Annotated in this window: 29 protein-coding genes; 21 read left to right on the top strand and 8 right to left on the bottom strand. The window is 56.6% G+C overall.

From position 1 onward, the window contains the following. Positions 1-139 precede the first annotated feature (139 nt). Positions 140-871: an energy transducer TonB gene (locus AC3IYG_RS22755; RefSeq protein WP_489314090.1), complete on the bottom strand. Its 732-nt coding sequence runs from the start codon at positions 869-871 to the stop codon at positions 140-142. Positions 872-1,057: 186 nt separating this feature from the next. On the opposite strand from AC3IYG_RS22755, the gene AC3IYG_RS22750 reads away from it, so the two are divergent. Then, positions 1,058-1,555, top strand: coding sequence for a hypothetical protein (locus tag AC3IYG_RS22750; protein ID WP_489314091.1), 498 nt, complete (start codon positions 1,058-1,060; stop codon positions 1,553-1,555). Positions 1,556-1,787: 232 nt separating this feature from the next. Here the strand turns inward: AC3IYG_RS22750 and AC3IYG_RS22745 are convergent, their stop codons facing one another. The 6 genes from AC3IYG_RS22745 to AC3IYG_RS22720 form a co-directional block, all read right to left on the bottom strand. Further along, a complete protein-coding gene (locus AC3IYG_RS22745) occupies positions 1,788-2,042 on the bottom strand; it encodes a hypothetical protein (RefSeq protein WP_489314092.1) in 255 nt (84 codons plus the stop codon). 216 nt (positions 2,043-2,258) lie between these two features. Continuing rightward, the gene (locus tag AC3IYG_RS22740) at positions 2,259-2,810 is read right to left on the bottom strand and encodes a hypothetical protein (RefSeq protein WP_489314093.1); all 552 of its coding nucleotides are present in this window, start codon (positions 2,808-2,810) and stop codon (positions 2,259-2,261) included. A gap of 211 nt (positions 2,811-3,021) precedes the next feature. After that, positions 3,022-3,576, bottom strand: coding sequence for a hypothetical protein (locus AC3IYG_RS22735; protein WP_489332273.1), 555 nt, complete (start codon positions 3,574-3,576; stop codon positions 3,022-3,024). 7 nt (positions 3,577-3,583) lie between these two features. Beyond that, the gene (locus tag AC3IYG_RS22730; protein WP_489314095.1) at positions 3,584-4,006 is read right to left on the bottom strand and encodes a hypothetical protein; all 423 of its coding nucleotides are present in this window, start codon (positions 4,004-4,006) and stop codon (positions 3,584-3,586) included. Positions 4,007-4,096: 90 nt separating this feature from the next. Then, positions 4,097-4,372, bottom strand: coding sequence for a hypothetical protein (locus tag AC3IYG_RS22725; protein ID WP_489314096.1), 276 nt, complete (start codon positions 4,370-4,372; stop codon positions 4,097-4,099). Positions 4,373-4,993: 621 nt separating this feature from the next. Next, entirely contained in the window at positions 4,994-5,296 is a 303-nt protein-coding gene (locus tag AC3IYG_RS22720) for a hypothetical protein (protein WP_489332271.1), read from the bottom strand. A gap of 336 nt (positions 5,297-5,632) precedes the next feature. Between AC3IYG_RS22720 and AC3IYG_RS22715 the strand changes: the two genes are divergently transcribed. From AC3IYG_RS22715 to AC3IYG_RS22695, 5 genes are all read left to right on the top strand, one after another. Continuing rightward, positions 5,633-6,214 carry a hypothetical protein gene (locus tag AC3IYG_RS22715; protein ID WP_489314098.1) on the top strand — a complete coding sequence of 194 codons (582 nt, stop codon included), beginning with the start codon at positions 5,633-5,635 and terminating at the stop codon, positions 6,212-6,214. A 193-nt stretch (positions 6,215-6,407) separates the two neighbouring features. Then, positions 6,408-6,923, top strand: a complete 516-nt coding sequence (locus tag AC3IYG_RS22710; protein ID WP_489314099.1) for a hypothetical protein — start codon at positions 6,408-6,410, stop codon at positions 6,921-6,923. Between the two features lie 278 nt (positions 6,924-7,201). Continuing rightward, positions 7,202-7,384 carry a hypothetical protein gene (locus AC3IYG_RS22705; protein WP_489314100.1) on the top strand — a complete coding sequence of 61 codons (183 nt, stop codon included), beginning with the start codon at positions 7,202-7,204 and terminating at the stop codon, positions 7,382-7,384. A 104-nt stretch (positions 7,385-7,488) separates the two neighbouring features. After that, on the top strand, positions 7,489-8,571 hold the full coding sequence (locus AC3IYG_RS22700; RefSeq protein WP_489314101.1) for a hypothetical protein: 1,083 nt from the start codon (positions 7,489-7,491) through the stop codon (positions 8,569-8,571). A gap of 250 nt (positions 8,572-8,821) precedes the next feature. Continuing rightward, a complete protein-coding gene (locus AC3IYG_RS22695; RefSeq protein ID WP_489314102.1) occupies positions 8,822-9,112 on the top strand; it encodes a hypothetical protein in 291 nt (96 codons plus the stop codon). A gap of 100 nt (positions 9,113-9,212) precedes the next feature. On the opposite strand, the gene AC3IYG_RS22690 is transcribed toward AC3IYG_RS22695, so the two are convergent. Continuing rightward, positions 9,213-9,614: a TraR/DksA family transcriptional regulator gene (locus AC3IYG_RS22690; protein ID WP_489314103.1), complete on the bottom strand. Its 402-nt coding sequence runs from the start codon at positions 9,612-9,614 to the stop codon at positions 9,213-9,215. A 184-nt stretch (positions 9,615-9,798) separates the two neighbouring features. Here AC3IYG_RS22690 and AC3IYG_RS22685 point away from each other — a divergent pair, with 184 nt between their 5' ends. From AC3IYG_RS22685 to AC3IYG_RS22615, 15 genes are all read left to right on the top strand, one after another. Beyond that, the gene (locus AC3IYG_RS22685) at positions 9,799-10,137 is read left to right on the top strand and encodes a hypothetical protein (RefSeq protein ID WP_489314104.1); all 339 of its coding nucleotides are present in this window, start codon (positions 9,799-9,801) and stop codon (positions 10,135-10,137) included. 11 nt (positions 10,138-10,148) lie between these two features. After that, positions 10,149-10,430 (top strand): hypothetical protein, encoded by a 282-nt coding sequence (locus AC3IYG_RS22680; RefSeq protein ID WP_489314105.1) that lies wholly within the window; start codon positions 10,149-10,151, stop codon positions 10,428-10,430. Between the two features lie 73 nt (positions 10,431-10,503). Next, positions 10,504-10,776, top strand: a complete 273-nt coding sequence (locus AC3IYG_RS22675; RefSeq protein ID WP_489314106.1) for an HU family DNA-binding protein — start codon at positions 10,504-10,506, stop codon at positions 10,774-10,776. Positions 10,777-11,083: 307 nt separating this feature from the next. Continuing rightward, on the top strand, positions 11,084-11,443 hold the full coding sequence (locus tag AC3IYG_RS22670; protein ID WP_489314107.1) for a hypothetical protein: 360 nt from the start codon (positions 11,084-11,086) through the stop codon (positions 11,441-11,443). A 63-nt stretch (positions 11,444-11,506) separates the two neighbouring features. Next, a complete protein-coding gene (locus AC3IYG_RS22665) occupies positions 11,507-11,752 on the top strand; it encodes a hypothetical protein (protein WP_489314108.1) in 246 nt (81 codons plus the stop codon). A gap of 369 nt (positions 11,753-12,121) precedes the next feature. Next, positions 12,122-12,622, top strand: a complete 501-nt coding sequence (locus tag AC3IYG_RS22660; protein ID WP_489314109.1) for a hypothetical protein — start codon at positions 12,122-12,124, stop codon at positions 12,620-12,622. Next, a complete protein-coding gene (locus AC3IYG_RS22655; RefSeq protein WP_489314110.1) occupies positions 12,619-14,787 on the top strand; it encodes a helix-hairpin-helix domain-containing protein in 2,169 nt (722 codons plus the stop codon). The genes AC3IYG_RS22660 and AC3IYG_RS22655 overlap by 4 nt, the downstream gene beginning before the upstream one ends. Positions 14,788-14,894: 107 nt before the next feature. Then, positions 14,895-16,589, top strand: a complete 1,695-nt coding sequence (locus AC3IYG_RS22650) for a type IV secretory system conjugative DNA transfer family protein (protein WP_489314111.1) — start codon at positions 14,895-14,897, stop codon at positions 16,587-16,589. A gap of 102 nt (positions 16,590-16,691) precedes the next feature. Further along, on the top strand, positions 16,692-17,033 hold the full coding sequence (locus AC3IYG_RS22645) for a hypothetical protein (RefSeq protein WP_489314112.1): 342 nt from the start codon (positions 16,692-16,694) through the stop codon (positions 17,031-17,033). 93 nt (positions 17,034-17,126) lie between these two features. Further along, positions 17,127-17,471, top strand: coding sequence for a hypothetical protein (locus AC3IYG_RS22640; RefSeq protein WP_489314113.1), 345 nt, complete (start codon positions 17,127-17,129; stop codon positions 17,469-17,471). A 2-nt stretch (positions 17,472-17,473) separates the two neighbouring features. Then, on the top strand, positions 17,474-17,824 hold the full coding sequence (locus AC3IYG_RS22635) for a hypothetical protein (RefSeq protein ID WP_489314114.1): 351 nt from the start codon (positions 17,474-17,476) through the stop codon (positions 17,822-17,824). 7 nt (positions 17,825-17,831) lie between these two features. Beyond that, positions 17,832-18,215: a hypothetical protein gene (locus AC3IYG_RS22630; RefSeq protein WP_489314115.1), complete on the top strand. Its 384-nt coding sequence runs from the start codon at positions 17,832-17,834 to the stop codon at positions 18,213-18,215. 2 nt (positions 18,216-18,217) lie between these two features. After that, complete coding sequence (locus tag AC3IYG_RS22625; RefSeq protein WP_489314116.1) at positions 18,218-18,853, top strand: hypothetical protein; 636 nt, start codon at positions 18,218-18,220, stop codon at positions 18,851-18,853. Positions 18,854-18,855: 2 nt separating this feature from the next. Then, positions 18,856-19,650, top strand: coding sequence for a hypothetical protein (locus AC3IYG_RS22620; RefSeq protein ID WP_489314117.1), 795 nt, complete (start codon positions 18,856-18,858; stop codon positions 19,648-19,650). Then, entirely contained in the window at positions 19,647-21,185 is a 1,539-nt protein-coding gene (locus AC3IYG_RS22615; protein ID WP_489314118.1) for a TraB/TrbI/VirB10 family type IV secretion system protein, read from the top strand. The genes AC3IYG_RS22620 and AC3IYG_RS22615 overlap by 4 nt, the downstream gene beginning before the upstream one ends. Positions 21,186-21,196 lie beyond the last annotated feature (11 nt).

The following is a 21,196-nucleotide window of genomic DNA, read 5'->3' as shown; positions in this document are numbered from 1 at the left end:
CTGAGGCAAGAGGGAGGTAGTCCGGCAGAATGCTCAATTCTGATTCGCCGGGCGCTGGCAATTGCACACTTTTCGTGTTTGCCGCAGATAGCAAAAGGGCTCCGCAATGGAGCCCTTTGTGTTTTTGACTGTTGCGCAGTTACTTCATGTGCTGCGGTGCTACGGCCAGTCGGAACACCTTGATCTGCGCGTAAGCCTGATCGCTAAGGCGGGCAATCTCCGGGATCGAGTTCATGCGCAGTGCTGCTTTGACAGCGCTGTTGTCGAACTCTATAACACCGCTGGTATTGGCGACTTGCACATCCGTGACCCAGCCATTTCGGTCAACGGCGAACTGGAGAACTACGGTGTCCTCGTCATCAACATGCTCTCGGCCAGGACGCACGGGCGGCGCTTCCCAGTGCTGCTTCATGCGGGAGCGGACGAGGCTGTCAAAACGCTCGTTCACTCCGTTCTGCAACGGCTGCTGCTCGGTTTTGGCTGCCGCCTCTTGGCTTCGTGCCTCTTGGTTCACGGCTTCAAAACCAGACGGCACCTTGGTATCTGTTCGCGCCTCGGATTTGAGAGAGCGCAGGTCTTTGATTTCAGCTACAAGCGATTGAACAAGCCGCTGCTGCTTCGTCAGCTCGCTTTGGAGAGCCTGGAGCGCGTGGTCTTGTTTCCCGTCCGCCCGCTCAGTAACGCCTTGGAATGATTCCAGGTTGTCGATCTTGTTCGACATTTTGGCGTAGCCGACAGAGTTGATGGCCGTGAAGGTATGCCCGCCGATGCTGATTACCAGGGCAAGGCTTGCGATGGTGCCTGGGAACCACTTCGCTTGCAGGAATGACTTGGCCTTGGCCATATTGTCCACGCTGTGCTGCTGTTCCATAACGCCCCTTACGTGCTTGATGCGGTTGATAGGGGGAAGTCTTCCCATTTGGCTTGAGCCCAGCAACTCAACTCGATGCCTTTACTTCCATGGGATTAGAGCAACTGCAACGACCGCAGTGGCGTATGGGTGGCTGAATCCAGAAACTGGAGGTGTCTTATCAACATACGTCCAGAGTCTCAGCACATGACCAAACTTCAACAGTCGCAGAAGCCACGCGGCCTCAACATGCTCGCGCAAGCAACAGCGGTCGCAATGCTCGGCGCCGTGATCGGCAGTGGCGCAACGGCATTTACCTATCATGCGTTGCTTGGCGGAGCCGAGAAGATCGAGAAGTTCGAGAAGATCGAGCAAGTGGCTCTAACTGTGGAGCACAGCCGGATAGTCAATGATGAGGTCCTGGCGGTGCTCAAGCAGATCGAGGCCAAACTGGATGAGGCCCCTAAAGCTGTAGCCCCAACCATGCCCCCGCTTCCATCAATGCCCGCTCAGCACCAGATTGATGCCGCTATTGATGGTCTATTCGAATCGCTAGGCGATGAAGATGCCGCGCCAAAGCCAGCTCAGGTAGACACCCAGGCAGGTGCTGCGAGCAATGTTCAAGGCAGCAATGCTGCTGAGGGGGATGGTATTAAGAAGAATGCCTCGGGTGAGGCTGGTGCAGTACAAAAGGGCAATGAATAAAACGCTTGGGGCCAGCTGGCCCCAATCGCTCCCATCACACAAGCGCTAGGCACAAACCTAAGCACTCCCCTTCTGTCACATTGCAAATCCTATGCAAACGTAAGCCATTGCTTATCGCGTCCTATATCGGCTCTGTGAACCGTCCTTAGTCGATTAGGAGCTACCAATCGAATCTGGAAATTTTACCAGAAGCTGTAACAGATGCCCAATTGCGGATTACAAAACGTAACAGTTAGCCGGCGAGGTTTGCCGTCTCTGTGGGCAGGTCCAGCAGCATGAATTTGGCCAAAATCGGACTGAGAACGGGCAGCTCGATTTCAGCGCCCTGATGCTGCCATCCCGCATATTCGCCGGGAGTGAATACTCCGTGCGGAACAGATGACTCATCACCAAGCCACATACGCGCCCTGTAGTCGATCAGTCGGCCATCGTGCAGCTGAATCCAGAAGTGGGTCGGCGACTGCCTATGCCCGTCAGCCGAAGTCACACGCCCCACCATGCAGGCGTGTGGGATTCCCGCTTGCTCCAGGGCCGTGTGGGCGAGCCGAGTGAACCCGTCGCACTCAACAGGCGCGTTGATATAGGGCTCTAGCAGTTGGTGTATGGCGTCTGGCAAGTGCCGTCCTGGGCTGTGGTTCATGGGAGTCCTACTTCGGCAAATGGACGGCTGCGTGGAGGATCGTGCAGGCCCGCCGCCCCACCCTTAGGAGGCGGTTGCAGGGGCTGGCACGACACCCGCCAGCAGGTTGTCATACACACGGCGTGCGCTCAGCCGCCAGCACTCCGGGGCGTTGGCAAACACGGTTGCGAGGTACATGTACGGGTCTGCATCGGGCTTCTCAAAAAGCGCCTGTGCAGCCCCGGCCCATGCTTGGCTCCCATGTTGGGATTTGACGATGGCGGTGACTTCTTCTACGAACAACGCCACGTCCAAAGGATCAAGTGCCTTGCGCACGATTTCGTAGCTAGCCTTGATGCGCCGCTCGACGTGCGCAGCTGCGAAGTTCGGCTTCACTTCCTTGAACAGACGATAGCCGGGGTACACCACCAAAGGAATGCTCAACCAGGACGGAAGGCCAACAGCGACGAGCACAGCCGCGCAGACCCCGGACGCAGCCAGCGCCATCAGCATAGGAGCCGTGGTCATTTGGGCATGATCGATGGCGTTTCGGGCCAGCGCAGGGGCAGTCGCCTCAGTGCGGATGCTGAGGTTGAACGCCAGTGGGGCGAAGGTCTGAATGTGGTTTTGTTCCATGTTCCCTTCCTCCGGTTATAGATAAAAACCTGGGATTTGATGTGAGGATAACGTGGGAGGCGTCCTACTCCACTTGCCACGCCAAAAAGCCGATCCGGCTATTCTGCCCTGCCCAACCTGAGCTTGCACCCGACCGGATTAGGTCGGAGCTACAGCTGCATCGGTCAGGTTGTCTGGCATGAAAAAGGCGCCCTTGGGCGCCTTCGTTGTCTCACGCAGCCTGTGAGGGGCTGGCTATCTTGAACCCGCAATCGTTGTTGCCCTGCGTGTCGTAGACCACCGGAACAATGGTCAGCTGTAGGGCTTTGGCTTCCTCCATGCTGAGGCCTTCGGCCTCCAGGTACTTCATGGCCTCGGCGGCGGCAACTGAGAAGCTGGTGAAGGCATCGCCAGCTCGCGCAATCGGCTTGAAGCTCGATGCGCCGGGTTCCAGCACCAGCACGCGCTCTGGCTCGCCGTATACGGGTTTTTCGGGCTTGTGGATGAGGTACATGTCGCCCTGAACCCAAGGGCGCCCAAAGAACGCCTCATCAACGATCAGGCGAGGCAGTATGGTCGCGTGGCCACGGTCGCCATTGAGCACAGATTGCCCCTTGAGCATGGTGGTGATGACCTGGGCCAGCAGGCCTTGGAAGTTGCTGGTGATGCCGCCCCGGTCCCAGCCTGGGAACTGGGTGTCGAGGGCTTCGCATGCCTTCGCTGTTGCGTCTTCGATAGCTTTAGCAACAGCTGGGTCGCGCTCGAACTGTAATGCGGTCATGGCCACGCTCCTTCTATTTGGTGATCGACCGATAGTAGATGATGCCAAACGCAGAGTAACGTCCGACAGCGGGTGCTACAGCGATAACCTCAGCCTCGCCGTCCCCCAGCAGCAGATTGATGTACTCCTGTGCAGAGACTGTGCTTTGGTCCCCGCAGCGCCCTTCGACAACCTCGTTTTTGGAGTAATACCTGATCCGCTCGGGCAGGATGTGTCCAATGGACGGCGGGCAGTAGATCATTTCGGCGCCGCGCCAGCCTACCCCGTCCACGAAGACATAGCCGGTGGCCCCGATGACCGGGCCACCCATTGCAGCTGGCAGCGACTGATCATGCTTATCCGTTGGAACAGCGACTGCGGCTGAAACCGGCGTCGCGGCCACCACCAACGGCACGCAGATGGCCATCAGCGCCCAGAACCCTCTCAAAGAGCCCATACCTACCTCCACATCAATGAAACAGCGTCGTAAGCCCCCGGAGGGCTGGTGTGGCAGGCCTCGCGGGAGGCCTGCCGGCGATAGCCGGTGTCAGACCTCGACTTCGGCACCGTAGGCGTCGTGCAGCAGCTTGGCTGCGTCAAAATAGGCCTTGTGCATCAGCTGCCGGGCATCAGGGCTGAGCGGCATCTTGCCGTTGGTGGCGATCATGTCGAAGACGTGCGCACGATCGATGAGTTCCTGGGCAACTTCCGCGTCACGGGGCTCATTCTCCAGGTGGCCGGCAGCTAGGGCGATAATCTCGACCTGCATATCCAGCAGGGCGCTTTCCCACTCGGCGAGGGGGGTGTGTTGGGTCGTGGTCATGGTGAAACCTCATGCGTTATCGGACAGGGCCGAAGGGCCAGTTCTGCGAATGCGCGGTAGCGTCAATCGGACAGGTAGTGGCGTTTCATGAAGGCTCCATGGCTGGTGAGAACACCCTTCCCCGGTTGGGAAAGGCTGCCCTCAGTTGTCGGTGGGTTGCGACGATGATAACGACTCGGTGTCGTCATGCTCCATCGCCCAAGGCGACCCGGTTTCGAGCCAGCGGTCCCCGCACATCGCTGGTGCATGGCATTCGCTGGCATTAGGTGTGCGTTCGCCGGCATCCAGGGCGCTAGTGCCGAACAGATCGAGCTGCCCCGCCTTGCCTAGCCCCGCACCACCTCACTGGATTTCATTATCCCTATACCATCATAAGAAGGGGTATCCCTTAACCTGGGAATCTCCCCCTCTAGCTACGTGCGAGCCTGCCCCATCGCAAAAGCCCGCCTGTGATACCCCGGCCATCCCGCAAGAGCTGCGCTGCCTGAAACAACCAATCTGACCCTGCAAAACGCAACCTCTGTAGTGACGCTGACCGCATCTGAAAAAGCCGAGCCTGGACTGCCCTGCCCTACTGAAAACCCAATGGCCTGGGAGTTATAACGGCCACACCTCTCTCGCTCACCTCAACTCGGTGCAGAACATACACACCACCCCAATCAACACGCTTTTCAACCGCTCAAGGCACCCACAAATACCGGCCAGGGCGCTGACGAAAAAGAAAAAAGAAACCGACGAGAAAAAAGAAAAGAACGCCCGTGCGGCTACGCCGCACAGGCAAAAGGAAGAAGAAATAAAGAAAAGATGCGGAGAAAGGCGCCACCAAGGCGTGCCGAAAAGGCCGAGCAAAAGCGAGTGATCAGGGTGGGTGTGCCCGAGCTTCGGTTTTTCAGGAGGAACACCGAGAAGGCTCAAAGATTCCACGGTTTTTCAGGAGGAACGCGGCTGGTAGGGATTGGGTATCCCTTCTTATGATGGTATAGGAATGTAGGGGCTTGCTGTCTTGGTGATCAGCGCATTGGCCGGCAGCACCAGTCTCAAAGCTATCTACTGGTGCCGTTGCCCAGGACGAACTGCCCTCGCTTGTGGCGACAGGTTATGACCATGGCATGCCCTGCACTCCCATCAGTGGACAGGCCGCGAGGAATGGGGGCATCTGCATCGAGTCGGATCGCTACCAGCCTGCTGAATACATAAGCTTAGGAAGTACCTGGAGCGATAACACATGCCAGCCTAGCCGAATGACTATTGGGAGAGACAATGCAAGGTTTCGTACTACGACAGAACATCGCCAAGCACCATCACAAGATTTGGGCCGGAGTGATGCTCATAGTTTGCGCCGGATGGGCTAGTACCTACATCGATCTACGCAAAGCAGAAACAGCGGGCGGTTATGCGCAACAGTGGTGGGCTGCAAGCCATACCGCATTGCAGTACACGTATGAGCATGACCATAACCCCCTCTCAGAGGAATTTTCGGTCGCCCGTGAACACATGCTGGCAGAGGCTCGGGCAAACCCCGAGGGCGCTTTGCATTTGCTCCAGGCTTCTAGAATGGCCGGTGATTTGGCACTTCATCATCAGCTAGTCAAAGAAATTGCAAACGTTAGCTCTCAGGGACGACTGGCAGAAATTGGCAACTGGCTGCTTGAAGAACTGGACCAAACCAGCGCCATGGTCAAAGTATCAACGAAGGCTGACGGCCTCCTGACGATGGAGCAACGTAAAAAGCTCGACGACTGTTACAACCGGGCAAAGCAAGGCCAGTACAACCAAGTGGCGTTCAGAGCGCAAATTTACGGCATCCCCGACATGACAAAACCTGCCAACTGCCAGCTTTGAGCCTCGTTCCGCAGCGGGGGGGCCTGCTGCGTCTCGGGCTCTCCAGAATTGTCTTGCGGCGTTCGGTCATGACTGCCGCAAGATGCCAGATGAACCTAACTACCAGGACTTCGGAGGCGAGCTGCATATCCGGCTCGTTAGAATCACCTTTGTGGGCCGGACAGGCTGGCCCGACAAAGGATGATTACCCTCCATGACCCTTCTCAACTCGCCGGCAGAGTCGGCCAATGATTCGAAACGCGACAAAGTGCTGCGCAATTCACACTTCGTCGTCTCCGCAGTCATCCTGTGTGTCGCAGCCCAGGTATGGATCGGCGGTGAGGGCAACGCGGCCCTTGGTTTCCTGCTCGCGGCCTTGAGCCTGCTGCTCACCAGCTTTGGCGCCCTGAACATGTCCCACCTGTCGAGCACCGCACGCAAGGGCTTGATCATCCTGAGCCTCGTTGTCGCCGGCCTTGGTGTCTTCACCTTCATCGAAGGCCTGCGTGAAGCCGCGCAGCATGGCCCGCGCATCTACGATGTGCAGTACAAGTTCAATGCCGTGCAATACGAGGTGAAAGGTATTTCGGATATGCCCTGCACCCAGCAAAACACTTCGAACCCGGCAGAAGTCACCTGCGCAGTGGAAGTAACCCCGCTGAACTCTGCGCCGGTCGCGACGAATGAGGCTCAGCCAGCCGACGCACCGACGCAAACAGCCGAGCAGTGATCTGTCACTGACCGAAATACCGACCCACGCAGCCCGGCATGACAAAGTGCATCGCATTGAGTGGATCGATTCGAGGTGGTGGCATACCGTGGTGATCTGTTCATCGCACACGGAAGTGCCCTTAAAGGTTTTTGCCCTCCCCGCCCGGAGGGTTTTTTTTTGCCCGCGATAACCAGTCGAGCACCGCGAATACCGTGCAGCGGACGTTATCTTCGATGGGGCAAGGTTGCGGGATGCAATAAAGTATCGTCCGCCAATGCCTAACCGGAGGCTTACGAATGCCCAGTAGCGAAGTGAAAAAGGCCGACATGCTGGAAATGGCCCTTCGAGCAATCGTCGAGGCCGTTGCGGCACAGAGTCCAGTAATCACCGATTCAGGGATGGTGCAGGTATGGCTGGACGCGGGGCTGATCGACGCGGCGCGTAAAGCGCTCCATCCAGAAGTGAAGAATGACGCCTGACACACGCTCTGGGTTCACGGTACGCCGCCCCACGCAGCCTATGCGAGTGAGAAGGCGTAGTCGTTATGGTAGATGGCCCTTCCACCCTGCTCCTGGACACACGCATGCAGACAGAACAGGTCGCCCCACCTCAAGCCGGGCATAACGACGCCGCCTCATTGCGCTGGACCAATCAGCGCGATCTAGTGCGATGGGTAAGGGCATTCCAGGTGTATTTCCCGAGGAAGGCCCACCTTGCGAAAAATGCGGCAGCAGCAGTGGCAGGCGTTGCCAGCTTCGACGATCTGTTCGACGGGTTAAGCAAATCAGAACCGCCAGCCGGTGCCGCAGATAGCACCGACCGGCTCTACTCGAATCGGCGCATGGTGCGTTTCAAAGAAGACCGCCTCACGCTCATTCGTGACTTCCGTATCCTGCCGGACGCAGCGGACCACTTCCTCGCCAACTGCCCGGTTGGGTGCCGTGATTGCTTGTTCGATGGCATCAAGGATCACTACTACGACGAGGCCTTGTGCTACTACCGTGACGATCAGTCTCCGTCAGCAAAGACCGAGGCTATTGTCGAGCAGCAGTACCAGACAGCTGCCGGTCAAAGTCTCCGCATGGTGGATGGCACAACTCGCCTCGGTGAGTACCTGCCACCTCAGATGGTCTTCGACCTGTTCAACTTCCTGCGTCTGCCCTTCACGCCAGATTTCATTGGCGAAGATGGTATCGACCCTGTGGTGCCCGCTGCCAGGATCGGTTGGGTGGACGACGCGGAGCTTGGCCGGCTGGAGTGCTTCGCTATGGCATTCACGGCGCCGCCTAACTGGTGCCGTGACGAGGTTTTCTTTTCGGTGTTAGCGCAGATGAGCATGTCTCGGAATCTCGACAACCGCCCGGTACTCTTGCTGAACAATCTCCCTCAGCAGCTGGTCAGTGCGGGGCACATCTACACCTCATACGGATGGATCGTCTCAGCGGCAAAAGTCTTCCCGTTCCTGGTCAGCCATCGCCACGTCACCGTTGCTGATCTGCTGGTGGAGCTGGCTACCTTCAATGCTGGTACATCTGGGGCCATAGCCGACGATAACTGTGTGGCTCTGCGCGTGTACTGGGACCTGCTGCGTCATAATTCGCCACTCCCCCTACCCGAGTCCCCGGCTTTCTGCTCCATGCCCGATAACTGGATGGTCATCCGCTAGCAAAGCCCCGGTAGGAATTTGCACTGTGGCAATTCACCCCCCTGATCTTCGTCGGTGCCCCTGGTGCAAATCAGCGGCAATCCTTGAGCAAGACTGTGATGAATCCTGGCATGTCTGCTGTTCGCTCAAGGGCTGCCCCGTAAAACCCATCACTCACGGCTACAAGTACCGGCATGAGGCGATAATGGTGTGGAACTGCTGCGAGCAACCCGACCTCATGCCCAAGCCAATCTGCTAAAAGGGAACCTCTATGGCTTCTGCAACCACCCACATAATGGATCGAATGCTACGGATTACAGCGGCGCTGTGCTTCGTGTTTGGCATCGTCGCCCTGACGGAGTATTTCAGCCTTTTCCGAGCTGCGGGCGTGATGTGCGCCGGCATTTCACCCATCGCCTTTGGATACGGCTACCTAACTGGGAATCGTTTGGGCGCTTGGATCGGAGGCGGATTGCTCGCGACCGGCATCTTGTTCTGGTTTATCAATGCTGATCTGGGCTGGCAGGACCGCTACTGCGTTCTTTCCCCACTGGTGTGCTAGTTCCTTGCGGGGCCAATGGATGGAGTCAAGGAACTTCAAATGCCGAACAACAAAAAGGGCGCCGATGGGCGCCCTTTTCATTTATGGGTGGCTAAACGTCTTAGGCCGCTCGCTGGTGACGGCTGCGCGACTCGCGGGCCTGCATGGCTTCAACGCAGAGCAGTGATTCCGGGATAACCAGGAGGCGCTGGAGGGTGATCGGTTCGCCAGTATCGGCGCAGTAGCCGTATTCGCCGTCAGCGATGGCCTGGAAGGCGGCGTCGATCTGCTTGAGAGTTTGGAGGTCCATTTCGATCAGGCGAGTCGCTTTGGCGCGATCTTCTTCGGTGCTGGCGGAATCGGCTTCGTCCGGCTGGCGCTCGATCTTGCAGAGCGCCTGATTGGTTTCAATACGCTCACGCAGCGCCGCAGCCTTACTGGTGAGCATCTGACGGAAGAATTCGATCTGTGCTTCGTTCATGTAATCGGCAGCGCCCTGCGCCAGCAGTTGTTCCGCGTTCATAGATACCTCTCAGATTCGATAGAAGGCCTTCCGGTGGAAGGGTGATCGACAACCCAGAATAACGACCGCAAAGCTCAAATCCACTCAACCGACTGTAGTTACCTCATCCTCGCTTTTTTTATTCACCAATGCGGATTTTGGGAATCGAGGCGTTATGGTCATTGTGCATCCAGAAGGAGGCCATATGGCCGTTGAGTTTAGAGTTGAGGCACTGCCGGTAAAGTTTGTCTTCGGCGCAATTGCTCCACGCGTCATGGCGAACCTTGCAGCACGGTACAGCGACGAAGCGCGGGTTGAAGTCCGCCACTGGGCTATGTGGGTGTTCGAGAACGGATGCTCAGTTCCCGTGCCGACCCAAATCGATAGCTCAACATTTCCGGGTGTGAGGGCTTGCCAACTTCTCAGGCAAACGCTTGAGGAAATAGCGCAGGTTGAAATGCACACTCTGGGTGAGGCTGATAGATTCATAATCAGCACTGTAATCGGCCAGCTGGACGAAATTCGTTCCCTTGGCACCGTGTAGGAGAACAAGCAATGCTGAATCACCTGACTACCAAGATCAGCAACAAGCGATTCATCGCCTATGTTGCCCTGCTTTACCTCCTGGCCTTCACAGCTAGCGTCTGGGTGCCAGCATCGAGCCCGATCTTTCCTTTCGCGCCCTATGTGAAGCTCATCCTGTTGCCTCTGGCGCAGATGTTCCTGCTCAAAGGAGCACGCCCACGCTGGCCAGAGAACTACGGCGTTATCGTCGCAGCGAGCACTGCGTTCTACGCCGGTATGATCCTGAGTACCGTTACCTCGGTCGTCTTCTGAGAGAAGAAGGCCATTTCTGACTGGTGAGCGATTGGCTCACCTCAATCAAAGCACCACCCCATAAGGAAGCCCCATGAATAAGACTGAACTGATCGACGCCATCGCCTCTCAGGCCGACTTGCCGAAAGCTGCCGCCGCTCGCGCCCTGGATGCCTTCATCGACTCCGTTACCGGCGCCCTCAAGGCAGGTGACTCCGTTACGCTGGTGGGTTTCGGCGCCTTCGAAGTGAAAGAACGCGCCGCCCGCACTGGCCGCAACCCGCAAACCGGCAATCCGATCAGCATCGCTGCTGCGAAGGTCCCCGGCTTCAAAGCGGGTAAGGGCCTGAAAGACGCGGTAAATTAAACGCAGATCGTTTCATTTTCTGTGGATAGTTTCTGGAAAGCCCCGTTAATCGGGGCTTTTCTCTGTCCATTGAAATCCAAAATCTTGATGGTGTTTCATTCCGAAAGCAAAAAGAAAAGTGATCGTATTGGAATGACGGCGTGTCATTATTGACGCCTTTCCTGCTCAGCCCATCCGATTCCCTCACCGAGGGTATCTCCACGATGGCACCCAAGACCTGGACATTCGCTACCTAGTCGAGAGGGTTGCTAAGCTGTGACCCACACATTGGGCGTCGCCAGAAGCTAGGAAACGTACAGGGGACACTATGAGCAACCAACGCCAACCGAATCTCCAGCCGCTTGCCGCGCTCCAGGTCATAGCGGAGGTCATCGACGGGCAGATCAAAACGCTAGAAGACCAGTGCATCGCTCTCCAGCAGGCGCACGATCAACCCGGTTCGATGGATGATCGGACAATCGAACACGTGCTGAGGGTGTTCGCGGAAACGAAGCAGTTGATGCCGGTCTATGATCTACAGCTCGGATATTGGCGAGAGAAGTGCTCCCCTTCGCCCGCTCAACATCAAGAGATCGATAGGCTTGCGACACAGATTGCAAAGTCTCACTCTGCAATCGAGCTGATCTTGGGGTTGGCCACCAAAATCAAGGCCGAAACCATTCTCTAGCTACTTGAGGCAACCGGAGCACACCTAGCTTTCGCGCTCGCGAACGATTAGGAACCCGACCCTATGTGCCCAACTGAAACTCCTGCCACGTTGAAGGCGCACAAGCTGGCCGAACTACGCGCGGTCTTAGCCCGCGCGGTGCAGGAGCCGCAGTCGGACTTGCGCATATGGTGGCAAGGCGTGTTGCATGGGCGCCTGTTAGAGTTGGAGGCGGCTGGCGTGCTGGGCGCCGAGGACAGCGCGGCATTTGCCAACCTGATGCAGCAGGCGTTTACTTCGCCCTTGCCTCCCGCCAACGACCCCGCTTAACCCGTAGGTCCACAAATTCCTTAGCGTACGATTTTTCCCGAAATCTGCGGGCTCCCCTAGGGGGTCTGAAACGATGTGACCAAAGGCCGTGGATTATCATTAGTAAGCGCATGTTTTCTAAGGGGTTTTAGTGAGCCTTGGATTTTGAAACATTTGCTCAATTGTTATTGAAAGACGCTGTGAACTAAGCGCCCCGGTCAGTAAAAAGCCCCGCATCTGCGGGGCTTTTTCGTTTTTCCCTCCACGCAACACCGCAACCAACCCTCTCCCCTTGCGATCTTGATGAATCGCTAATGGCTGACTTATGCCATTACCCCCAGAATTGGGGACTTCGCCACTGCAATAACAAGTAGAACAACGGAGTTCCCGATGACGCTTATTCACTCAAGGCAAGCGCAGTCGTTTCTTGTCCCTGGTGACGCCCTGTACAAGAGACGACCGCCCCACCAAATCATCCCCTACATGGTGAGGATGAGCAGTGCCGTTCGCAGCACCTCAATGAACAACAGGACCGGCGCCGTGAAGATGGTGCAGGCAAACATGCTTGAAGCCTGGGCAAAGATTCACCGCGCAATGCGCCCCTACTTCTTCATGCCTATCGACGATGTGCTGGCGAATTATCCCAGCAGCCCAATCGAGCTTCCCTCTCTGGACGACATGCCCCACATCCATAGCTCTATGCACTTCTGCCTGGATGTTCTGGTGGACCTGGATCGTCTAACGATGATCGTTCAGTCGGACGCAGATGCGGTCGATGGCGACGAGACTATTTTCGGCTGCTGGAATGCCGTCTACAGGGCTACCGGCAGAAGTGAGGGCATCGAGAGGCGGATCAAAAGCGGTAAGGGATTCAAGAACGAGGACGTATGACAGCTGCTGCAAATATCGGTGATCGCCAGGAAGCAACCCTGGTAAGCGTCGTATTTCGATCCCCTACCAGCCCATGGGGCATCTTTCGCTTTCGCAGAGAGGATGGCACCACCTTTGAGGCGACAGGCGACTTCGGCCATTCCGTTCTGTACGAGGAATTTGTCCTCTATGGCCGGCGCGTACCCGATATTGAAGGCGGCGATTTCATTGTCAGCAAATTCACCTCCAGCCCGCCTCGATCACCGAAGGCTATTTCGGGATACCTGAGCGAGCTGACCGGCGCCAGCCGTGCCGCAACGGTAAAGCTCGTCGAGCACTTCGGCGAGAGAACCATTGATGTGCTCGAACGCTCGCCGGACATGATCGGCGATGCTGGAATCCCAGAACGGGATATTGAGCGGCTTACCACCCGGTGGAAGGAGCTGCGCTCTGACAGGCTGACCCTGGCCAAGATCGAGGTAAAAGGCATCCCTCTGTACAAGCTCTCCAAGCTGGAGCGCTTCTACGGTAACGATGCCGATCTGAATCAGGTGATCAAGTCGGACCCGTATGCGCTGTACGTGTTTTTCGATGACCTCCCCTTCCCCAAAGCCATGGCGCTGGCCAACCAGTTGGGCGTCCCCAACCAGTCCGAGTCGGCCATTCGCGGCGCAGTGATCGCCGCCCTTCGGCGCGAGGCGTGGCTCGGTCACTCGGTCATCGAAGGCAAGCAGCTCGGGCAGTTGGTGGTTAAGCTGCTTCGTGTCCACCCTGATGTAGTACGGCCACTCCTGGCGCCAGCTGTCGCGGAGCTTCGCCGGCTGAACCTGATCCAGGTTGATGAGCGGCGAGTACAACTCAAGCAGCTGCATGAGGCAGAGCAAAAGCTGTTCAGTCACATCGCCAAATGGTCACAGCTCAATGAGGAAGACCTAGACCTCGACCTAGTTCCATCCGAGCAGATGGGGCTCAAGATGCTCAAGAGCATGAAGCTCAAGCCGGCCAATACCAAGCAGCTGCTTACGGGCCTTTCGGCCCTGCTCTCAGAGTGCTTTGCGATTGTGCAATGTCAGACGTTTGAGGATCAGGTGTTCGTGGCCAAGGCCTTGTCGCTGATCTTTGAGGCATATGGGGCCGATGCAATCATCACCACCTATACGCTGGAAATGCTCATTGAAGCCTCGCCCCAGCTTGGGTGCTCGATCCCCAAGATGACCTACGCAGAGCTTGTCGGCCTGGATGATGAAACCGGCATCCCCCTGCAACGAGGGGCGAACCCCATTGAGGCCGATGCCATTGTTGTGATCGGCGCCGACGCACTAGGCGTGGAAGAAATGAATTACCTGATTGAGGCCGCCCCACTCGACGGGCGCCTCTACCTGCTCGGGTGCCCGCGAGACTTACCGAGCCTTTCAGTCGGCCAACCGTTCGCAGACCTACTCGATTGCCGGCAGTTCAAAGCATTCCATTCCCGCTTCTGGGGTATTCCAGGCACTGCCAAACACGATGCTCAGGAGCAAATATGGGCGGGCACTGTAAGCCCTGACCTTGAGGACTTTGACCCCACGCAGCCAATATCCTGGCTTGATTGTGCCGCAGAGGAACTACCGAACTTAATTCCGGCACTGCTCAACGAAGTGGCCAACGCCCTTGCACTCGATCCGCTTGCGGACATACGCCTTGTGGCTCCCAGCACCAGCAACAAGACGGTCAAAGCCATCCAAGACGCCATCATTGCCGAGTTCGCAGATGAAGGCCTGCCAATCAAGTTCCAAGGCCGGGAGTACCGCATCGGTATTCCAGTGGTAGTCCGCCAGCCGCTGAACTCAACGTCCTGTCCGGCATTCTCGGTCTACTGGCCCACCGAGATTTTCCCCACGTCACTGACCCTTCAAAGCATGACGGGCGCCGAGGCGAAATTAACGACAGAAGACAGGATCGACGTATTTGACGCCCTGGTCATGACGCCGAAGTTCGTGCGCGGGCGGCGCTATGAGCTGGTGGTGCTGATTGCCCTGGCAGACCAGTGCGAAACCATCAACCAAGAGCTGGTAAGCAGCTTGATGAACACCTCTGCCAGATCACTGATCGTTGTAGGTGAAATCCGTGATCTGGCTAAAGGATTTGCTGATCGGCAATCGAGCCGCACCCGATCCAAACTTCTGAACTGGGTATCTGACAAATGACAATCCGATCAGCTCGCAGAGACGCACAGGAAAAAATCAGGGAGAAGCTGACCAGACAACGAAAGCTCGCGCTCAGCTCGGCTGTTGTAGGGTCTGCCATACCTTTTATGCCTGCGCCGATTGCAATCGCAATGGGCGTCGCAGCTGCCCATATGTGCCTGGGCATCGACAACCGACTGGCTGAAAATGACAAGCCAATCGTGTGGGACTCTCTGCTCGAAGAAAGCGAGTTGGCGGACTGCGACCTGCGCCGCAACACCTACTTCGGGCAAGTGATGCCCTACTCCGAATGGAAGGCAAGCATCGAGGAAGTCCGAAACGAAAAGGGCGTTGTAACAGCCAACGATGTTCGAAAGACCTTGAACGAGGTCTACAAGGACATGATGCCCTTCATGCTCACAGACGACCTGATGACGCGCCACGTAGCGCTTCTGGCGGCGACCGGCACCGGCAAAACGGAGCTACTGCTGGCAATCATCCAGCAGCAAATTCGAAAAGGGGCTGGCCTAATTCTCGTCGAGGCCAAAAGCGACTCCGACTTCTCGGGCTCAATCTACTCGATGATGAAAGAGGCAAACCGCCTCGATCAGTTCAAGCTGATCAACTTCGAATTCCCTGAGCAGTCTCACACCTACAACCCGGTCTTCTCCGGTGGCGTTCGTGCGACGCTCTCTACCCTGATGAAAATCCAAGCCAACTCATCCGAGGAATTCTGGACTGACATTGCTCGCTACACCCTCACTGCGGCGACGTTGACGTTGAAGCTCCAGCCCGGCTCGCCGGCTTTCAACATCAAAGACATGATCGCCCTGCTGATGGACTTCGACCTGCTGCTCTCCTACACGAAGCGGATCAGACCCGACGAGAGCAAGCAGCACAAGGAAGGCATGGACTGGCTGTTCAGCTACCTGCGCAATTGGTGGAAGGATGGCGAAGGCTGGAACTACAACTCGTACAAAACACTCACGCAGGGTCTTGTTTCCAAGCTGTCGGCATTCGCCCACTCTGAATACTCCAGCATCGTAAACACCTACGCCCCAGACGTAGACCTCAAGCAGGCCATCCTGAACAACGAGGTCGTAGTGCTCTCCATGTCGAGCCTCGCTGACAAGGACGGTGTGGAGCTATTTGGCAAGCTGTTCATTTCAGACTTGGCCCGTGCGGTCGGTGAGATTCAGCTGGAGAAATCCAAGCCCCTCACGATGTGCCCCGCCATCTTCGACGAATACCCAAGCTTCATGGACGAGTCTCAGGTTCAGCTCTTTCAGTTGGCCCGCTCAGCCAACGTACCGATCATCATCGCATTCCAAGGGGTGGGCTTCCTGGAGAACATATCGCCGGCATTCGTAGAAATGGTCCTGGGTAACTGCTGGCACCACCTCTACTGCGACATTCGAGACACAAAGACCCGAGAGTTTGCAGTGAAGCTAGCCGGCTCTGTCATCACGAAGATGGAATCGACCGCAGAGGGGCAAAGCGTCGGAGCAAGCCACGCATCCAACGAGGCCGGGCTGGTAGCCAACCAGTCTGATGGCGAGAGCGCGTCTGTCACTACCAAGTCTCAGCGCGAGGAATTGATCCAGCCGGAGGACTTCGGAACCCTGGACCAAGGTGATGGGATCATCGTCGGCAAATCTGGCACATACCGGGTCCGCATGCCGATGGTGAGGAATAGCTTCCCGAACGTTCCTTTCGGCGAAATGCAGCTTGTTCGTCGGCGCCCGCGTGGCCGCCCCGGAATCTATGCGTGGGATGAGTTCACTCGCAAGAACAAAGACATGTTCTCGCGCCTGCTCGGATAACACTTGCCCCACGATACCGGGGGAAATTGATACAGGCGCCTGCCCGGCGCCTGACATGAAAACCATAATTTTCCCGCGCATGCGCGGAAAAAAGAGGATGCGATGGCTACTTGGACCGACAAACTTCGGGAATGGAATTACGACTTGGCACCCGTTGCCTCATGGCTTATGGATACGGTTCAGTATCAAGCGGCTCGGCACGGCCCGATTGCATACCTAGTTACAGCCCTAACAGTGATCCTGATACTTCTATCGTTCCCGCCATCACGCAGCCTGACAAAGGCTTTCTGTGCCGGCGTGTTCAAGCTGGTTCTGAACTTCATCCAGCTGGCAGGGGCACTGTTGTTTGTTCAGGCAGTGGGCTTTATCGCTCGGCTAGGCCTAACCCTGTTCCACAAGGCAAGGGTTTGGATAGTCGAGACTGCTCGCCGCGCACGCGAATAGCCCTGCTTAAAAAAAAGATCACACCCTCGCGCATTTAGGCCCCGAAAAGGGGCCATCACCTTTGCACTGTGAAAGTGTAAAGGAGATTTTTCTATGCGCTTGCTCTACCTGTGCCTGACCGCCCTGCTTTCTTCGCTGGCAGCCAATACCGCCTTGGCTGCTGATGCGTACCTGCTCGACCAGCGCGACCCCGCCTATCAGAAATCGATAGAGCATCTAGCACGCGCCTCCCAAGCCCTTGCCGTAGCCAGAAAAGAACTGGCCAAAGCAGATGGCGCCTACCCGCTTCCCGGCCTCAATGCTCAGCAGATGCAAGAGCACTTACGGCCACTGGAAGACACCCTCGCGGTGTTGCTTGTCCCTGAAAAGAAAAGAATGGCTCACCAGACGCTGGCGCCAGACGGAATCTTTTTCACCCCCATCAAATCTGGAGACTAATCGTGGACTTCTCGAACGTACTTCCCCGTTGGGGCACCCGCGAACATAAGCAACTCGGACTGCTGCTGGTCACGTTGCTGGTTGTCGCGGTGCTCTTTCTCATCCCTGATTTTGCATTCGCCGCCTTCGACGGCACCGTCAAGCCTGACGCAAAGGTCGGCACCAACCTGGACGGCTCTTTCCGAGCATGGTGGAAGTTCCTGGCGAAGCCGGGCTTCTGGGTTTCCATGATCTGGCTAGCCGTCTGCGTACTGGCATTCAGCTCCCGTGGCTGGCAGCTGCCTTTCGTCCTGGGTGCGATCTTCCTGTTCGGTGAAATGGTCGTCGATGGATTCCAGTCGTTGATGGGCTGAGGTTGGTATGCACCTGAGAGTCACAACAGAAAGCGACACCTACGTGTACGCAACATCCCCGCTGCGCATCGCCGGGCTCGACCCAGAAGATTTCCTCATTCTGGCCTTCCCCGTTGCCGTCCTGAATACAGTGGATGTGAACCCAATCATCTGCTTGATGGTGGGGTTCTTCTGCTTGTGGCTTTTCAAGCAAGTGACCGTTGATCAGCCGTCAGGATTCCTGTCGGTAGCTTTTGCTCTCGCGGTGGGTGAACTGCTGAACAACCCAGTTGTTCAGCAGATTCCACCACTGCGGGGATTGCTCCACTGGACAGTCAAGAAGATCAACAACATTTGGCTCACCAGCGGCCTTCTACCGCTGCCTAGCTATTGCAATCTGTACGAGCGCTAGCAATGTCAAAACCAACTAAATATGGGCCACCCATAAAGCTGTTCAACATTCTGGGCGCTTCGGAACTCAGGCAGAGCCGGATCATGGTCGCCCTGCTGTTCATCATCGCGGCTGCGGCTGCAATCATCGGCTTCATGGTCTTCCAGGTCGTCGAGCTTCAACGCGCTAATGCGCAGCTCAGTGGCGACCGAGTGATGTACGGATACCCTAACGCCGAAGGAGTTTTCGTAAGCGAGAAGGTGATACCGCGCCGGCACGTTGAAGGCTTCGTGAGCTGGTACATCCAGAACTACTACAACTTCACGCCAGATTCTGCTGAAAGCAATGCCACCGAAGCTCTGCGCATCATGTCGCCGAAGCTACGAGTGAAGCAGGAGCCGGCTCTTAAAACTCTTGCCCGGCAGTCCATCGAACAGGAAATCACCCAGGTTTTCGCCCCGGAGACTTCCTACAAGATCGAGTACAAGCCGGGCACGGGGTACATCGTGTCGTTCAAGGGCACACGTATCCGAGCAACGATGAATCGCGTGTTCAATCAACGCCAATATGACGTGAAGCTGCTGCTCAAGCCCGTCAAACCTTCCGCCCACTTCGAATGGGCATTGGTCGTAGACGACTACATCGCGCAGGAGATTTGAGTTTGAAAACCCCAATTCTAGCTGCCCTGGTTGCAGCAGCTATCAGCATGCCTGTACTTGCCAACGACGAGTGCAACCGCTCGCCTCGCACCATTGTTTATGACAACAAGCCGGTTGACGTGTTCATCAGCAATGACACCCAACGCGCAGAAGTGACTTTCCCGGAGCCCTACCTGGAAGGCATTTACGTTGAAGTCACTGAGGGCATGAATTTCTACAGAACCCCGATCAACAACAAGATCGCGTTCATGTCGGAAGACCCGATGTACACAGGCCTTGTGACCATCGACGGCCCCAGTAAAAAATCGTACATCGTGCGACTGATAACCCGCCCCGGCTGCGCTGATAGCCAAGTCACGATTCAGGATCAGCCACTTGCAGACCGGAGTCAGGCCGCAGCTAACAGTTACGGGCACAAGAAGGGCCTTATGAACTATATGTTCGACGGCAAGCTCCCTTCTGGCTACCGGCAGGCCGACTTCTCTGGAATGTCAAAAGCAGACCGGACTGTATTCCGCCAAGGCTCGCTGGAGTTCGTTCTGCACAGCCAATTCATCGGCCCGAAATACATCGGAACTACCTATGAAGTGATCAATAACGGGCGCACTGCAACCAAGGTCGCCATTGACCAGATCGACTACAGCAACCCCGCCGTGCGCGAAACCCTTGGGATCGCCCGTCAAGTATCGATGCTCCCCTCATCCCGCATCCTCGGGCCTTCACCTGACTTCCTCACAGAGGTTTATGCAGAAAGCCATCGCGGACTCCTGTTCATCGTTTCGGAGAAGCAGAAGTGAGCGACGCGGACAACAAACAAAACCCGATGATGGAGAAAAAGACTCTCATCGTTGCGGGTGTCATTGCCGTTTGCCTAGCTGTCGCATTCCTGGGTAGCGGCTCGAAAACGGTCGAGTCTGTCGATGTGGCAGCCAAACCCATCGAGGTTGGCACAGACACGATCAACGACATCAGCGTCAAGGACAAGGACGCTTCTCTGACGGTGTTTGCCAAGCAGTTCGAATCCTTTGATCAGAAGCTGACCATTCAAGAGCGAGAAGCTGCTGAAAAACTTGCCGCGCTGCGCGAGGAAATGAAGGACTCGAACAACGAAGTCAAATCAATGGTTTCGTCCTTGGCCAGTGAAGTCCTGTCTCTGCGGGCTAACGGCATTGAGGACGTTTATAAAGAGGCCAATCAGAAGGACAGCAAGACCCCGCCTACGCTCCCGGACAAGCTACCTGACCTTGGCATGGAGGGTGGGCTGAATTTTGACGGCCTCAACTTCGACATGGAGGCCCCAAAACCACAGGTAGAGCAGGCCGTTCAAGGCGTAGGTCCATACGGGCCTAATTACTTCATCCTAAAGCCCACAAACGCCGGCACAACTGTCACGAACAAGAGCGGTGGCGACTCCCTGAGTGCGAGCGAGAGTGACCTGTTCGCCTCGATGAGCACCCCTGCCCCTCAGAACCCGAACTTCTCTAATCCGACCGCTGTGCAGGGCCAAGCTGTAACTCAAGAGCCACAGAAGCAGTTCGCAAGCGCTGCCGAGGCCTACGCGGACCAGCAGAAGAATACCGAGGAAGCGGCTGGGCAAGTGACAACCGGCCCAAAATTAGAACGAATCACGATCCCGGCGTTCTCGTTTGTCGAGGTCACAACGTTGCATGGCGTGGCATGCCCTATAGGCGCCAACTCACCAAACGCCAAAGGCCAGACCGAGATTCCAGCAAGGCCTGTTGTGCTTCCTGTGCGCGGTATTTTCCGTGGCCCTAATGGATCAAGCGTGGACGTTGGGAACATTCACCTAATGGGTCTATGTGCGGGTCGCCGCACATCGAGCAACAGCGCAGGTCGCGCCACAGTTCGCGTTGAGCAAATGTCCTATTGGGATGAAGGTGGCGACTCGCAAATGGCTGCAAGCACCGGCTACATCGTTGACACCCGCGACAACGAACAAGATGTGTATGGCCGCTTGGATAAGGCCTCGGGAAGAACTCTGGCGTTGGAGTCGGCGGCAGCAGCTGGAGCCGCATTCGCTTCTGCTCTTTCTCAGAGCGAATACACCACACAGAACAGCCTGACTCCTGACGGCGCCAGCTCAGTACAGCAACTTACTGGCGACGCCACTAAAGCAGCAACCCAGCAGGGTATCGCCGCGATCTTCAACAAGATTGCTGAACGATTTGAGCAGGAAGCGAATTCAGCAATCGACACCGTTGTTGTGGAGCCAGGGATTCGACTGCGCTTCGTCACCGACCAACCCATTTATATCTACAAACCTGCCGAAGCGTTCGACCTGGACGCCGGAAGCAACGACGTTTTGCTGTAAGGAGCCGCCTG

This window comes from Pseudomonas sp. KH_027, from assembly GCF_057838565.1.
Note: the sequence above shows the minus strand (reverse complement) of the source record. Positions and strands in the feature narration are given on the sequence as shown.